Raw genomic sequence first — 14286 nt, forward strand, 5'->3', positions numbered from 1 at the left:
GCTCGGCACCGGCGCACCGCATGATCCGAAAGGAGCCCTCATGGCCTCCGGCACACTTGCCGACGACATCCGGCTCAAGCTGGGTACCCTCAGCCCCGCCGAGCGGAAGGTCGCGAGGGTGCTGCTGGCCGCCTACCCCGCCGCCGGTTTCGAGACCGTCGCCACCATCGCCGAACGCGCCTCCGTCAGCGCCCCCACCGTGCTGCGCTTCGCCGCTCGCCTCGGCTACAGCGGATTCCCCGAGTTCCAGGCCGCCCTGCGCGCCGAGCTGGACCAGCGCAACGCCTCGCCGCTGTCGCTGTACGAGGACGCGGAGGACACCTCGGGCGACGACTCCGCGGCAGGCCTCATGGCCCGCAGCAGCAAGCTGTTCACCACCGCCGTCGCCCAGACCCTGGCGGAGACTCCGCCGCACGACCTGGAGCGGGCCGTGGCGCTGCTGTCCGATCCCAAGCGGCGGATCACCCTGGTCGGAGGCCGGTTCACGCACCTGCTCGCGCAATACCTCGGCCTGCACCTGATGCAACTGCGCGACGACGTCCACGTCCTGCCCGAACGCGACGTGGAACGGGCCGCCGCCCTCGCCCGGCTGGGCCGCCGCGACGTCCTCGTCGTCTTCGACTACCGGCGCTACGAGGCCGACAAGGTGGCCCTCGCCCAGCTCACCCAGGAACGCGGCGGCAAGGTCGTCGTCTTCACCGACGCCTGGCTCTCACCCACCAGCGCCCACGCCGAGGTCGTCCTGCCCAGCCGGGTCACGACCCCGTCCCCCTACGACAGCCTGGTGCCGACGCTCGCCGTCATCGAGACGGTCGTCGCCGGTCTCCTCACCACCCTCGGCGACGAGGCGCACCAGCACATGCGGCAGACCGAGGACGTCGCCCGCCGCGCCGGGCTGGTGTGACCGGGAGGGATCAGGCCGGCAGCATCCCGCTCAGGGAAAGCGCCTCAGGTCGAGCCCTGCCGGGCCGCCCGACAGCGGGGGCGGCAGCCACCGTCACGGATATCGCGACACACCGGGGCTCGGTCTTCGAAGCTCCCCCTTGCATACGCTTGAAATGACGCGAGCCGACAAGAGCCACGACCGACCGGGTTCGGTTGCCGCGGAGCCGTCCTGCCCGTCACATGCCGCTGAGAACACGGTCGAGTGCGGCCCGGCCTGCGGGTCCCCAGTGGGGCTTGCCGCCGGGAAGCCCCCGGTCTCCGTTCTGGCCCATGAGCATGAGAAAGAGACTCTTCATCGCGGCCAGTCCGCGGGCGCGCCGGATCGCTGCCTCGTCCGCATGGGCGTATGTGTCGAAGAACGACGCGGCCGTGCCCGCGGGGAGCAGCACCCATCCGGCGGCGAGGTCCCAGGCCGGGTCGCCGGCGCACAGGGCGCCGAAGTCGACGATGCCCGCAAGCGTGCCGTCGGTGACGACGACGTTGGCGGGATGCAGGTCACCGTGCACCCAGACCGGCGGCCCCTGCCACTCGGGGGCCGCAACGGCGTCGTCCCAGACGGCCCGGACCTCGTCGGCGACAGCGCCGGGGACGACGGCGTCGAAGAAGTGGTCGAAGCTGTCCGTGCATGTCTTGAGGTGCGTGCCGAAGCCTGGGCCGATCGGCGCCTCGGCGGGTGCCTCCACGTGGAGCGCTCGGAGAAAGCCCGCCAGTGCGCGGGCCGCGTGGGAGCCACGGCTGATCGAACCGTGGTCGAGGGGCTCGCCCGGAACCCACGTCATGACGGTCCAGTGCTTGGGGTAGCGTTCGGACGGTTCGCCGAACCGCACCGGTGTCGGTACCGGGAGCGGAAGACGTGGGGCCAGCACGGGCAGCCACCGTCGCTCCCTGAGCTGGAACTCCGGAGTGGGGTCCATGCGCTGGACGCGCACGGCCAACTCGTCCCCGAGGCGCCACATTTGATTGCCCCAGCCGCCCGGCACCTCCCGAATGGGCAGCTCCGCAAGGTCAGGATGTTGGTCCTGCAGCAGATCGCGCACCACGTCCGCGGTGATTTCGGTGTCGGTCATGCGAAGCACAGTACTGACGCCGCGCGGAGAACGGCCGCAGCCGGTGAAGCGGCGACCGCTTCACCGGCGGGGGAGGGGGTCAGTTGTCGACTCCGGCTTCCCATGCGCGTCGGCGCAGTATGTGCTCGCTGAAGAGGTGTCGGCACCGGTCGAGCAGTTCACCACCAAGATTCACCTGGCCTGCCGGCAAGGCCAACGGCCGCCGTCCTTGCTCGTCACCGCAGGTCAGCGTGGTGACAGTCCTCAGTTCACCGCCGTCCTGGAAGGCATCCGAGTACCGCACTGGCCCCGGCCTTCCCCGTGTCCGTCCGCTGCGTGTGCGGGGCGACAAGGCGTACTCCTCTCGCACCAACCGGGCCTACCTGCGAAAGCGGGAAATCCGGTGCGCGATCCCGGAGCCCGCCGACCAGGCTGCCAACCGTAAACGGCGAGGGAAGGCCGGCGGGCGGCCTCCGGCCTTCGACCGTGAGGACTACAAGGCCAGGCACGCGGTCTAATGCGGGATCAACCGGCTCAAGCGCAACCGGGCGGTCGCCACTCCCTTCGACAAACTCGCGGTCCGCTTCGAAGCGACCGTCCTGATCGCGGCCATCGGCGAGGGGTTATGACCGGTCCGAGGCGTCGTCTGCGCATGTCACGCTGGCTGCAATCAGGGTGAACAGGGCGAGGGGAAAGCAACGATGGGGGCTCAGTACTACGGCGCCGACAGCGAGAACGGCGACCGCATCGACGACCCCTCCGAGGACGCGCTGTTCATGCTGATCAGCGACCTTAACGACTCCGACAACACCTTCGTGGTCGTCCAGCCCGACGAGGACGACGCTGCCTGGTTCACCTCAGTGGCCGTCCTGAACGAAGGCGGACTTGAGATCGTCCGCCGTGACACCACCCGCAACGAGCACGAGGTCACCACGGCGACCAGCATCAACGACATCGCCCACGACCTCACCATCTGGATGGCCGCCCGCGACATCCCCGGACAGCCAACCAAGCAGGTCAGCAAGTTCTGAAACACGGTCCAGGAGCTCTCGGATGGTGGGGAGGCCGCGCGGGCGGACCGTGACGGCCTCCTCATCGCACATGGCTGGACGCATCCATTGAGGGGCTTCGGCCGACGAGCCGGAGACGGGCGTGCGCTGTGGGCGAGGCGAGGTGGAGGACGACGGCTGACGTTCCGAGCGGCGGAATGTCGACCGCTACGGCGGCTGTCACTTCCGGGTCGTGCCGGAGTCCCCACCCATCGATTCCTGGTAGGCATCCGCGTAGGTGGGGGAGTCCTTGATCAGGTCGTCGCAGAACGCGGCGACGTCGGAGCCGACGAGTTCCAGAACTCCCTTGCCCCCGGCGACGCCCTCCTCGAAGAAGTCGACGATGCCGGGGAGGAGGGATTCGTCGAGCAGACTGACCGGCCCGACCTTGAACAGGTACTTCTGCATCTCCTTGTAGACGATCTGATAGTCCGGCGGGAGTGCCTTGACCCTGGCCAGGTGCGCCCGCCACTGCTTCTTGCCTTCGACGATGTCCTGGATGCTCACGTCAGCCTCCCAGCCGGCTCAATTTCCTCGCGACGTTCCTGTTCAACTGCTCGCGCCACCGGTCGCGATAGGTCCGTGCCTCTGCTCCGCCGGCCAGCGCGGCACAGAAGCCTTGGATGTCCTCCCCGAGCACCTCATCGACGCTCTGCCCATCCGCCGCAGCTACTTCGAGCAGCCCTAGGGCGGCGTCGAGGAGAGGCATCAGGTTGCGGCCGCTGAAGTCCCCATAGGGCAAGAGGTGGGTGACGACCTGCTCCCACGCCGCCCGGTGGTCGTCCGGCAGGACCTCGGCCCGGGCCTCGAACACCTTCCATTCCCTGGTGAGATCGCTGCCGGTGACCTTCTCCCAGAAGTTCATCTCCCGCCCTCCTTGAGCCTGTTGATGCGTGATGAGAGGTACTGCCATTTCGCCCAGAACCTCTCGAGCTCCTCGCGCCCGGCGTCGTTGAGCGCATAGAACTTGCGCGGTGGACCGACCCCCGAGGGGCGCTTCGTCACCTGGACGAGCCTGTTCCTCTCCAGCCGCAGCAGGATCGTGTACACGGTGCCCTCGATGACGTCGGTGAACCCGAGGTCGTTCAGCCGGCGGGTGATGGCATACCCGTAGGTCTCCTCGCTGCCGATGATCTCGAGCACGCACCCTTCGAGCGTGCCCTTCAACATCTCTGTCAGGTCGTCCACCGCCGGGTACCACTCCTCAACCCTGCCGGTACTACGTGATACCGGGTACCGCTATACGGTATCACCGACTAGCGGAACGGCAACGTCTCCGGTGGGCGCAATCCCACGCCTGTGGACCCGGGTTGGGATCGGGACCCACCCGCGGCCTCATGCCGCGGATCCGCGAGCACGCGAAAACCCCGGCTGGACGGAGGAGGCCGGCCAGGGGCTGTCGGCCGGTGGCGTGCGGAGGGCGGTCGCCTCTCGGCGGAAGGCTCCATGGGGCTCCAGCCGGACGATCGTCCCCGTTCGAGGTAGTCGGCGACCAGGGCGGCGAAGGCGTCCGGGGTGGCCAGGCGGACCCCGAGACCTTCCACCTTGGCTCGCTTCGACCCCGCGCCATCTCCGGCTACGGCGGCGCTGCGACCGGGTGAGCAGGGCGCAGACGGTGCCACGTGGTGGCGGACGACGGCCCAGGGGCGCGCATCGAGGCATGCGCTCGGCCGCCACAGATCTTCGTTGAATGCATGTGCGTTCACGAGTGCGCGGGCAACCGGTACGTCGAACGGGGCGGCTGTGCCCCTGAAGCTCCTTGCCCGATCCTCGCCCACCCGGCCCCGTGCCGCCGCTCCTCGCCGTAGGACGGAGGAGAGCACACAGGCAATGGATCGTCCTGGCCGGCTCTCCGGGTGCCGTCAGGGTATGAGTCATCCGCATCCTGAGCTGAAGGCCGCCCCTGCCCGGCCTGAAGGGGGCTGCGTGTCATCGCCCTGGGGGGCCTGGGTGAGATCGGCCGCAACATGACCGTCCGCGGGGCACAAAGACGTGACGATGTGGACGGTGTACCGGCTGCCGCGATGGTCCCGGCGCTGGCGGACCGATTGCCGACCAGCGCGAGAGTTGTGGCCACCCTGAGGGCGGCCTGCGCGTGACAGAACACATGCGCTGACTCGGAAAGAAAAACTGTCGTGGCGACAGTAGAAATCTGTGGGTTGCGGAGTTATGGTGTTGCACGTACCCAGGAGTCGAAGTGAGCGCGGCAGACAGGAACTGCCGCGCAGGCACGTCAAGCAAGGCGCGGCCCGCGGGCCGCGAGCATCCGCACAACAGCAGTACACCCCGTGTAGCCGAAGGTAAGGAGCGAAAGCGCCATCAGGATCGCCCGGGCGAGCGAGTCGGCCCGGGTACCGCAGACCCCGGATTGGAAGGTGGTCCCCGGTCACGCAAACGCGATCCCCGCAGCGCCGGCCTCCCAGGCGGCACTCCCTGCGGATACAGAAGCCCGGCGCGATGCGCCGGTAGATGGTGTTGAAAGCTCGGGGCCCGGACGCCAGGACGGCGTTCGGGCCCCCCGACGCGTCCCCGGAAGAAGAGGTCTATGCACCCTGCCACATCGCGTCGTTTCGACAACCTCGACGACGACGACTACCCCGCCTACACGATGGGCCGGGCCGCCGAGATGCTCGGCACCACCCCCGCCTTCCTCCGAGCTCTCGGCGAACACCGCCTGATCACTCCTCTGCGCTCCGAAGGCGGCCACCGCCGTTACTCCCGCTACCAGCTGCGCGTCGCCGCCCGGGCTCGCGAGCTCGTCGATCAGGGCACCCCCATCGAGGCCGCCTGCCGCATCATCATCCTCGAAGACCAACTCGAAGAAGCACAGCGCATCAACGAGGAGCTGCGCGCACACGGCCACCAGCCGAAGCCCTCGGCCTGACCCCGCGGACGTAGCCGTCGCTCGTCGTGTCCGCACCGGCTTGGTGGCAGGGCGGCAGACCAGCGTCCCCTACGCGCTGATGAGCCGGACGGGCAGGCACCCGACCGGGCGGCGAAGCAGGCCGTGTACAGCGGCGACTGCTGCAAGGATCGCGACCGGTATGGGAGGTCGCCCAGCCCTCAGCCGAGGCGAGACGCCCACGCTTGTGCATGGAATGCGAACCGCCAGGCGGCCGGACAGCGGCGCGAGGCCGACATCCACTGGGAAACGAGGGTTTCCAGGGTTCGGGGCAGGTCCTACTGATGTTGAGGGGGACATGCGGGGCCGGCTCGACGCCGACACGCCGAGCCGGTCTGAGCCGGACCGCGAGGGCCCCGCCGGGCACGGGGAGGAGTACGCCGTGGATGTGTGACGCGTCGTCGTGAGAGGACCACAGCTGAGGCAGTGTCCTGCACGCCGGCTGTCGGTCCACCCGTCCGTGGTGCCCGCCCGTGAGGAGCAGGGCAAGATGGGAGCGGCAGGAGGATTCGGCGTCAATTGGGCGAGGGTGGCCGGACCCTGGCCGCCAGCAGCGCCGCGAACACGACGGCCCCAGACGTCCACCAGCCGACGTGACAGCACCGTCTCGCCCGGCGGGCAACCGTCAGCCGCACGCGGCGAGCGCCGCGATCGCCGTCGCGCCCACGAGGATCCACACGGATGTCGTGAGGCCCTCAGGATGAATGGGCCGGGCGAGCTGCCTGGTCAGTACGATCCCGGCGATCAGCAGGTACTGGATCAGGCCGATGGCTCGGCTGACCGCGGCCAGTCGATGTGCAGTGCGGTCTACGCGAGTGACGTCGCACCGATCTCTTCGCGCGGGGATCAGCCGGCTGGAAGGGCATCAGAAAAGTCGTTGCTGGCCACGGATCGGATCATCGGAATCAGATACGTCGACCGTTCGGTCGTCATTGCCGTGCAAAAGGCTGCTCACAACCGTGTTGGCCACCGCTACGAGAGGCACGGCAACAACGGCACCACCGATTCCGGCCACAAATCCCCCGGCCGCTACGGCGAGAATGACGCCGAGCGGATGCACGCGTACCGCACGCCCAAGGATGAACGGCTGGAGGACATGGCCCTCCAACTGCTGCACGCCGAGCACGATCAAAAGGACCAGGAAGGCGGTGAAGACACCATTGGTGATGAAGGCGACCAGGACGGCGAGGATTCCGGACACGACTGCGCCGACGAGCGGGACGAATGCTCCGGCGAAGACGACGACGGCCAACGGAAGCGCCAGGGGCACGCCGAGAATATAGATGCCCAGGCCGATGCATACCGCGTCGATGAAGGCCACGATCACCGTGCCGTGCACATAGGAGGTCAGGGTGTGCCATGCGAGGGGGCCGGCGGCGTCGAGGGAGGGGCGCGCCGCGGCCGGTGCCCATTTGAGGGTCCACTTCCAGATGCGCGGGCCGTCGTAGAGCAGAAAGAGTGTCGAGAACAGTGCTAGGAGGGCTCCGGTGAGGAATTCCAGAACGACCTTGACGCCGTGAATTCCTACATCGGTGAGGTCATTGCTGGTACCGACGCTTTCGTTGAGCATCTCGGTGAAGTCGCTGATACGTTCTTCGGTGAAGTGGAACGGGCTGTCGAGCAACCATCGCTTGAGGTCGTCGACACCGTCCTGCAGGCTGTCGGAAAGGTTGTCCAGGTTCGATACGACCTGCCAGACGACGAACCACCCGACGAGGCCGAGAACGATGAATCCGCAGAGTGTGGTCAAGACGGTGGCGAGTCCTTGCGGCACCTTGTGCCTGCGCAATCGAGCCACGGCGGGCTGGAGAAGAGCGGTGATCAGCAGGGACGCCGCGAGGGCGAGCACGATGACACGCACCGCGCTGATGGCGCGGATCAGCACCCACAAAGTGGCCGCGACGACGAGCAGGCGCCAGCCGGCCTCGGCGGCCACGCGGAGCCCCCACGGCAGGGTCGCAGCCGGCTCGGGCCTTTCGGAGGGAGATGTTCGTCGGGGGGACGGAAGAAGTGCGGCCTCTTCGGGGCTGGAGAGGGTGGTCCTCTTCGTCGGTCGCCCCCGTAGGCCGTCCTGCTGGTGGCGAAGATGACTCAACCACTTCCGAGATCCCACGAAGGCACCGGTTCCTCAGGTGGGGTGCGCTCATCCGCAGCCAGCACCCACGAGCGTACTGTCCTGTCTTCCTCTCGCATTGAGCAGGCGTATCAGACATTGCGCATACCCCGACCTGCCGACTCAAGGGCGATATCACTGAGAATTCATCTCATTGGGGCAATCGTTGTACCGGTGCTCGCGGCCACCGGGAGACAAGGCGCGTCGCCGGTGAAGACCTTTCCCGTGCCACTGACTGCGGGTCCTCCCGACGGGATGCGGTGCGGCTCGCCGCGTGTGCATGGTGGAGTGGTCCGCCGCCCGGGCCGTCTGCGCGATGTGGCGCATCCGATGCTTCGCGGGAGTGACCGGCGGCCGATTCGGATGCCGCCGATTTCTGGGCGGAATACCGGCGTTCGTTCGGCACGGACGGTTGCCTGCGGCGCTCGTGGCTGTCCTTGAGCTCGATCAGGTGATCAATGTGCGTGACACAGTCCAAGAAGTGACCATCATCGGCTCCGGCCCGGCCGGATACACCGCTGCGATCTACGCGGCGCGCGCTCAGTTGCGGCCGACGCTCTTCGAGGGATCGGTCGCCGCGGGTGGCGCCCTGATGAACACCACCGACGTGGAGAACTATCCTGGTTTTCCCGACGCGGTGCTCGGACCGGACCTCATGACCAGAATGCGGGCCCAGGCGGAGCAGTTCGGTGCCCGATTGATCGCCGACGACGTCGTGGAGGCCCGTCTCGAGAACGAGGTCAAGGAAGTCGTCGACAGCGCCGGTGGCACCCACCGTTCCAGGGCGGTCATTCTCGCCATGGGGTCGCACTATCGCGAATTGGGTCTTCCGAACGAGAAGCGGCTGTCGGGTCGGGGTGTGAGCTGGTGCGCCACCTGTGACGGCTTCTTCTTCCGTGATCAGGACGTGGTCGTCGTGGGCGGCGGGGACTCGGCCATGGAAGAAGCCACGTTCCTGACCCGGTTCGTCCGCTCGGTCACCGTCGTGCACCGCCGCGACACCCTGCGCGCCTCGAAGATCATGCAAGAGCGGGCCAGTCGCAACGAGAAGATCCGCTTTCTGTGGAACCGGGAGGTCGTCGATGTCCTCGGGAAGGAGAAGGTGTCGGGTCTGCGGGTGCGTGACGTGAGCAACGGCGAGGAGACCGACCTGCCGACGAGCGGTGTCTTCGTCGCCATCGGGCTCGATCCACGGGTGGACCTGGTCAAGGGACGGATCGCGCTGGACCACGCCGGCTACATCGCGGTCGAGGGCCACTCCACGCGTACGAATCTCGACGGCGTGTTCGCGTGCGGTGACGTCGTCGACCACGAGTACCGGCAGGCCGTCACCGCCGCGGGCACCGGTTGCGCGGCGGCTCTGGATGCCGAGCGGTATCTGGCGGCACTGGACGACTGCTTCACCGGCGAGGAGGCCCGCCTGGAGGCCACCGTCGTGGCCGGACTCGTGCACTGACCCGGACGGCGGGAGTGGCCCCACGGTGCCGCTCAGCCTGGCGCGGGGCCCTGGGAGTCCCTGTGGACTACGACAATCTGGTCATCATTCTGGCAGTGGCCGCGGGTGTTCCCTTCCTTCTGGCCCTGGTGCCGCGGGCTCACCTTCCGGGCCCTGTCCTCGAGATAGTGGCCGGTGTCGTCCTGGGGCCGGCGGTGCTGGATCTGGTGCGGCCCGACCAGACTGTTGAGGCTCTGTCCGTCATCGGCCTGAGCTTCCTGTTGTTCCTCGCCGGGCTCGAGATCGACATCAGGCGATGGCAGGGGCCGCTCGCGCGACGTGTCGCGACCGGGATGGCGGGCACGATCGTGCTTGCCGTACTGGTGGGTTGGGCGCTCGGAGTCGCCGGGGTCGTCGAGAACACGCTGCTCGTCGGCGTGGCACTCGTGGCGACCTCGTTGGGGTTGCTGGTGCCGATCCTGAAGGACGCCGACGCCGTCGACCGTCCGGTCGGCCAACTGATCATCGGCGGAGCCTCCGCGGGCGAGTTCTGTGCCGTGGTACTGCTGTCGCTGTTCTTCTCCGAGCACGCCTCCGGCCCTGCCTCGCGGCTGCTGCTGCTGCTCGGCCTCGCGTGTCTGACCGCGCTCGTGGTGGTGACGTCCATGCGGGCGGGGCGTTCCATGTGGTTGTCCCGGACCGTTGCCAGGCTGGCGGACACCAGTGCCCAGATCCGGATCCGCTTGACGATGGTGCTGATCGTCGGCCTGTCCGCGGTCGCCGTACACCTGGGCTTCGAGGCCATCCTCGGCGCCTTCATCGCGGGGGCCGTGCTGCGCATGGTCGACCCCGACGCCGAGCGAGCGCATCCGCGGTTCCACATCAAGCTGGAGGGTCTCGGCTATGGGTTCCTGGTCCCGGTCTTCTTCGTGACCAGCGGCATACAGTTCGATCTCGACGCTCTGTTCGCCGATGCAGGGACCGTGCTGAGGGTGCCCTTGTTCCTGGCGGCGCTCCTCCTCGTTCGCGGACTGCCGGTAGTGGCCTATCGCACCGTGGGACTCTCGCGCGCGGAACTCATGGCCGCCGGACTCCTGCAGGCCACGTCTCTCCCCTTCATCGTGGCCGCGACGACGATCGGCCTGAAGCTCGACGCCATCCAGCCGGACAACGCTGCCGCCTTGGTGGCAGCGGGCCTGGTGTCCGTCATCGTCTTTCCCCTGGTCGCCCTGCCCTTGCTCAGCCGCAGCAGGCGGTCGACCGACGTGCGGTCGGTCGAGAAGCGGGAGTGACGGGACAACAAGCGGGGTCCGGGCGCTCCTGGCGTCGAGATGCTTCGCCCGCTCATGTCCTGAAAAATGGAAGCTACCCGCTTCGGAGAAGGGGGGCCGACATGTCCGTCGTCTCACGGGGATTCCGCGGCCGCGCGCGAGACGCACGGCACCAACTGCCTCCCGGCCAGTACGAGACCACCGGGTTTCCCGTTCTGTCCGCGGGCCCCACGCCGACCGTGCCACTGGAAGAATGGGAGTTCACCGTTCGTACGGAGACCGGGGTCAAGCACACGTGGACCTGGGAACAGCTTCTGGCACTGCCTTCCGAGTCACCCACGGTGGACCTGCACTGTGTCACCAAGTGGTCGAAGTTCGAGACGGAGTGGCAGGGGGTCTCTCTGGACGTTCTCCTTCAGGACGTGGAATCCAGGGCCGATTACGCACTGGTCCACTCCTACGGCGACTACACCACCAACATCCCGGTGGAAGACCTCCTCGACGGCAAGGCCTGGATCGCTCACCGCTACGACGGCGAGGCACTTCCACCGGAGCACGGCGGCCCGGCGAGGCTGCTCGTCCCGCACCTGTACTTCTGGAAGTCCGCCAAGTGGGTTCGTGGAATCGTGCTGATGCACGAGGAGGAACGGGGCTTCTGGGAGACCGTCGGCTACCACACCTATGGGGACCCATGGCGCGAGCAACGGTACCGAGGAGACTAGGCGAGAGACTCCGCTGGAGGACGGCCCGTCTGACCCGGCGGGAGGACGAGTCCAGCCTCGCGCGGACACTCGTTCTCGATGTACCGGGCTGGCCGGGCCATGAGGCGGGACAGCACGTGGACGTGCGGCTCACGGCAGAGGACGGTTACAGCACTCAGCGCAGCTATTCAGTGGCCTCGGCGCCCGACGGTGAGACGGTCGAGCTGACGGTCCAACGGACCGACGACGGCGAGGTGTCCCCCTACCTCACGGACGAACTCACCGTGGGCGACCTGGTGGAGCTCCGCGGACCGGTCGGGGGCTGGTTCGTGTGGAGGCCGGAGCAGAAGGAGCCGGTGTTCCTCCTGGCGGGAGGATCCGGTCTCGTGCCGTTGATGGCGATGATCCGTATGCGTCGGGCGGTCGGCAGCCGTACGCCCTTCCGGCTGATCTACAGCGCACGCAGTCCCGAGACCCGGCTCTTCACGTCCGAGTTGAGGAGAGGCGACCCCGGGCTCGACACGACCTACGTCTACACCCGGTCCGCGCCGCCACAGTGGCCGCGGCCGGCCGGGCGTATCGATGCCTCCGTCGTGTCGGGCGGGGGATGGCCGCCCGACTTCGAGCCCACCTGCTATGTCTGCGGTTCCACGGCCTTCGTCGAAACGGCGGCCGGTCTGCTCGTCGCCCTCGGTCACCACCCGGGCCGCGTACGGACCGAGCGTTTCGGCTGAGCCCGGCAGACCACGAGCCCGGCGGACGGCACGACGCGGACCGTGCCGCCGCTCCGCGGCACACCGCTCGTCCTGGGGAAGGTCCGGGGCACGTGACAGGAAGGGAAACGGGATCCAGATGACACCCACACCTGACTTCCTCGACGGCAACGCCGCCGCCGGGGACCTCGAGTCGCTGTTCGGAACGGACATGACCATGGCTTCGGGGCAGTGCCACGGCTGCGGTAGGCAGATGATGCTGGCCGAGACGCACGCGTACCTCGGAGGCCCCGGGACGGTGTTGCGTTGCCCGGGCTGCGACGGCGTGCTGCTGCGCATGGTCCGCTCTGCCCATGACATGTGGCTCGACGCTTCCGGCCTGGACCATCTGAGGTTGCCGGTATCCGCGTGACGCACGACAGCCGCTGCCACCGCGAGCTGCGGTGGCAGCGTCGACCAGACGCACGCCGTGGTTCTGCCGCGTCGTCAGCGGCCCGGCAGTCGCTGCGTCACCTCTTGGATCACCCAGCCGTTGCCGTCAGGGTCGCTGAACGTGGCGAAGGAGGCATAGGAGGTCCGGTCGGGATGGAGGCCGGCCAGCCGTTCCTGGCCCTGGGCGTTGTGCACGATGTCGCCGCCCCCGTGCCCGTGGTAGATGACCCCACCGGCGTCGTGGAAGATGTCGCTCACATCAATGCCGCGGCCGATGAGTTCGGTGCGGGCCTTCTCGATGTCGGACACGACGAGGTACAGGCCCTGGGCCGAGCCCGGTTCGGCGGTGGTCAGACCGGTGCCGAACATGATCGAGCACTCTGACCCGGGCGGGGTGAGGTGCACCGCCCGCCATTCCTCACTGGCGGCCTTGTCGATGTCCACGCGGAAACCCGCGGACTCGTAGAACGCCCTGGCTCGGTCGACGTCGGACACGGGAAGCACGACGACTTCCAGTTTCAGATCCATGAGGATCACAGCTCTCGGTTGTTGCGGATTTCGTCCCGCGCCATCGGTTCGTGCCACCGGTTCGTCCTCGACTCACGACTCGATGGCGCGAGTCGGGCTGATCGTCCGTACGGAGTACGGCGGTTGAGGGTCGTCGACCCGGTCGAGGGCGCGAAACGGGGAGGAGTCGCCGGGGCGGTAGGTCGCTCAGGCGACGTCGATGACCGTCTTCCCGGCCGTCGTCTTCTTCTCCCGGAACACCTGCGGCGCCTGATCGAGCGGACGGACGGCCCCCACCAGGGGACGCAGTCCCCCCTCCCGGCAGATGCGGACGACCTGCACGAGATGATCACGGTTGGGTTCGACGATGAAGTACATCGCCCGACCGTCCTCGGGCCGCAGGGTCGGAGGGTGAGCAATGGTGACGAGAGTGCCGCCGGGTCTGAGGACGGCGGCCGATCGATCGAGCACCTCCCCGCCGACGGCGTCGAAGACGACATCGACGCGGTCCACCGCTTCGTGCCACGCGGGCTGTTCCAGGTCGACGAACTCGTCCGCGCCCAGCTCCAGTACCTGCTCCCTGCTCCTCGCGCGCCCGGACCCGATCACACGGGCTCCGGCGCGGTGGGCGAGCTGGGTGGCTGCCATTCCCACCCCCCCTCTTGCTCCGTGCACCAGCACGGTCTGCCCCGTCTCGACTCTTCCGTGGACGAGCAGCCCCTGCCAGGCGGTCAGGCCCGGCATCACCAGGGCGGCCGCATGCGTGTGGTCGATGTCCGCGGGCAACGGCGCCAGATTGCGCGCCTCCACGGCCACGTGGTCCGCGAGAGCGCCGTCCCGGTTCCAGTCGGTCAGTCCCAGGACTCGCTGCCCGACCGACAACCCGGTCGTGCCGACGGCGACCTCGGCGACCTCCCCCGACACCTCGTGCCCCGGGATGACCGGGGCTCGGTCTCTGCCGCTCCGGTCGACCCAACTGGCAGGCCAGCCGAGTTCATCGGGTGTGAAGCAGGCCGCGCGCACCTTGACGATGACGTCGCCCTCGCCGGCGTAGGGATAGGGGGCATCTTCCGCGATCAGACTGTCCACGGCCGCTTCGCGATCGTGAGCTCGTACGGCTCTCATCGGCGCTCCCTTCGACCGCGGGAAGACCTCCTTCTCCCAGGATGAGG

At 68.1% G+C, this 14286-nt stretch carries 15 protein-coding genes and 2 pseudogenes; 10 read left to right on the forward strand and 7 right to left on the reverse strand.

What is annotated here, in order from left to right; all coding sequences use genetic code 11:
* Positions 1–40 precede the first annotated feature (40 nt).
* Positions 41–904: a MurR/RpiR family transcriptional regulator gene (locus DC008_RS34685; RefSeq protein WP_108710418.1), complete on the forward strand. Its 864-nt coding sequence runs from the start codon at positions 41–43 to the stop codon at positions 902–904.
* Between the two features lie 217 nt (positions 905–1121).
* On the opposite strand, the gene DC008_RS34690 is transcribed toward DC008_RS34685, so the two are convergent.
* Entirely contained in the window at positions 1122–2012 is an 891-nt protein-coding gene (locus DC008_RS34690; RefSeq protein ID WP_108710419.1) for an aminoglycoside phosphotransferase family protein, read from the reverse strand.
* 160 nt (positions 2013–2172) lie between these two features.
* Here DC008_RS34690 and DC008_RS34695 point away from each other — a divergent pair.
* A pseudogene (locus tag DC008_RS34695) lies at positions 2173–2620 on the forward strand (transposase); the annotation flags it as partial.
* 72 nt (positions 2621–2692) lie between these two features.
* Positions 2693–3022, forward strand: a complete 330-nt coding sequence (locus DC008_RS34700) for a hypothetical protein (protein ID WP_108710420.1) — start codon at positions 2693–2695, stop codon at positions 3020–3022.
* Positions 3023–3220: 198 nt separating this feature from the next.
* Here DC008_RS34700 and DC008_RS34705 read toward each other — a convergent pair whose 3' ends face one another.
* The 3 genes from DC008_RS34705 to DC008_RS34715 are packed head-to-tail and all read right to left on the reverse strand — an operon-like array spanning position 3221 to position 4228.
* A complete protein-coding gene (locus DC008_RS34705; protein ID WP_108710421.1) occupies positions 3221–3547 on the reverse strand; it encodes a DUF1048 domain-containing protein in 327 nt (108 codons plus the stop codon).
* A 1-nt stretch (position 3548) separates the two neighbouring features.
* Entirely contained in the window at positions 3549–3905 is a 357-nt protein-coding gene (locus tag DC008_RS34710) for a DUF1048 domain-containing protein (RefSeq protein WP_108710422.1), read from the reverse strand.
* Positions 3902–4228 (reverse strand): PadR family transcriptional regulator, encoded by a 327-nt coding sequence (locus DC008_RS34715; RefSeq protein ID WP_108710423.1) that lies wholly within the window; start codon positions 4226–4228, stop codon positions 3902–3904. Before DC008_RS34715 ends, DC008_RS34710 begins: the two co-directional genes overlap by 4 nt.
* Positions 4229–4789: 561 nt before the next feature.
* On the opposite strand from DC008_RS34715, the pseudogene DC008_RS36520 reads away from it, so the two are divergent.
* Positions 4790–5016 (forward strand): annotated as a pseudogene (locus tag DC008_RS36520) (RNase J family beta-CASP ribonuclease); the annotation flags it as partial.
* A gap of 569 nt (positions 5017–5585) precedes the next feature.
* A complete protein-coding gene (locus DC008_RS34725; RefSeq protein WP_108710425.1) occupies positions 5586–5924 on the forward strand; it encodes a MerR family transcriptional regulator in 339 nt (112 codons plus the stop codon).
* Positions 5925–6807: 883 nt separating this feature from the next.
* Here the strand turns inward: DC008_RS34725 and DC008_RS34730 are convergent.
* Complete coding sequence (locus DC008_RS34730; RefSeq protein ID WP_388238623.1) at positions 6808–8037, reverse strand: AI-2E family transporter; 1230 nt, start codon at positions 8035–8037, stop codon at positions 6808–6810.
* Positions 8038–8329: 292 nt separating this feature from the next.
* Between DC008_RS34730 and trxB the strand changes: the two genes are divergently transcribed.
* From trxB to DC008_RS34755, 5 genes are all read left to right on the forward strand, one after another.
* Positions 8330–9511, forward strand: a complete 1182-nt coding sequence (trxB, locus tag DC008_RS34735) for a thioredoxin-disulfide reductase (RefSeq protein WP_244221471.1) — start codon at positions 8330–8332, stop codon at positions 9509–9511.
* Positions 9512–9573: 62 nt separating this feature from the next.
* Positions 9574–10782, forward strand: a complete 1209-nt coding sequence (locus DC008_RS34740; RefSeq protein WP_208646063.1) for a cation:proton antiporter — start codon at positions 9574–9576, stop codon at positions 10780–10782.
* Between the two features lie 101 nt (positions 10783–10883).
* Positions 10884–11483, forward strand: a complete 600-nt coding sequence (locus DC008_RS34745; RefSeq protein ID WP_108710427.1) for a sulfite oxidase-like oxidoreductase — start codon at positions 10884–10886, stop codon at positions 11481–11483.
* Positions 11453–12196 (forward strand): ferredoxin reductase, encoded by a 744-nt coding sequence (locus DC008_RS34750; RefSeq protein WP_108710428.1) that lies wholly within the window; start codon positions 11453–11455, stop codon positions 12194–12196. The genes DC008_RS34745 and DC008_RS34750 overlap by 31 nt, the downstream gene beginning before the upstream one ends.
* A gap of 118 nt (positions 12197–12314) precedes the next feature.
* Positions 12315–12587, forward strand: coding sequence for a DUF6510 family protein (locus DC008_RS34755; RefSeq protein ID WP_108710429.1), 273 nt, complete (start codon positions 12315–12317; stop codon positions 12585–12587).
* 74 nt (positions 12588–12661) lie between these two features.
* On the opposite strand, the gene DC008_RS34760 is transcribed toward DC008_RS34755, so the two are convergent.
* Positions 12662–13135: a VOC family protein gene (locus DC008_RS34760; protein WP_108711006.1), complete on the reverse strand. Its 474-nt coding sequence runs from the start codon at positions 13133–13135 to the stop codon at positions 12662–12664.
* A gap of 186 nt (positions 13136–13321) precedes the next feature.
* Positions 13322–14239 (reverse strand): NADP-dependent oxidoreductase, encoded by a 918-nt coding sequence (locus DC008_RS34765; RefSeq protein WP_208646065.1) that lies wholly within the window; start codon positions 14237–14239, stop codon positions 13322–13324.
* Positions 14240–14286 lie beyond the last annotated feature (47 nt).

This window comes from Streptomyces nigra (assembly GCF_003074055.1).
Taxonomy (GTDB): Bacteria; Actinomycetota; Actinomycetes; order Streptomycetales; family Streptomycetaceae; genus Streptomyces; species Streptomyces nigra.

What these genes read in the sequence shown, in the direction of transcription:
- DC008_RS34685 (WP_108710418.1), top strand. Translation starts at nt 41, where the DNA reads ATGGCCTCCGGCACACTTGCCGACGACATCCGGCTCAAGCTGGGTACC.
- DC008_RS34690 (WP_108710419.1), bottom strand. Translation starts at nt 2,012, where the DNA reads ATGACCGACACCGAAATCACCGCGGACGTGGTGCGCGATCTGCTGCAG.
- DC008_RS34700 (WP_108710420.1), top strand. Translation starts at nt 2,693, where the DNA reads ATGGGGGCTCAGTACTACGGCGCCGACAGCGAGAACGGCGACCGCATC.
- DC008_RS34710 (WP_108710422.1), bottom strand. Translation starts at nt 3,905, where the DNA reads ATGAACTTCTGGGAGAAGGTCACCGGCAGCGATCTCACCAGGGAATGG.
- DC008_RS34725 (WP_108710425.1), top strand. Translation starts at nt 5,586, where the DNA reads ATGCACCCTGCCACATCGCGTCGTTTCGACAACCTCGACGACGACGAC.
- DC008_RS34745 (WP_108710427.1), top strand. Translation starts at nt 10,884, where the DNA reads ATGTCCGTCGTCTCACGGGGATTCCGCGGCCGCGCGCGAGACGCACGG.
- DC008_RS34750 (WP_108710428.1), top strand. Translation starts at nt 11,453, where the DNA reads ATGGCGCGAGCAACGGTACCGAGGAGACTAGGCGAGAGACTCCGCTGG.
- DC008_RS34755 (WP_108710429.1), top strand. Translation starts at nt 12,315, where the DNA reads ATGACACCCACACCTGACTTCCTCGACGGCAACGCCGCCGCCGGGGAC.
- DC008_RS34760 (WP_108711006.1), bottom strand. Translation starts at nt 13,135, where the DNA reads ATGGATCTGAAACTGGAAGTCGTCGTGCTTCCCGTGTCCGACGTCGAC.
- DC008_RS34765 (WP_208646065.1), bottom strand. Translation starts at nt 14,239, where the DNA reads ATGAGAGCCGTACGAGCTCACGATCGCGAAGCGGCCGTGGACAGTCTG.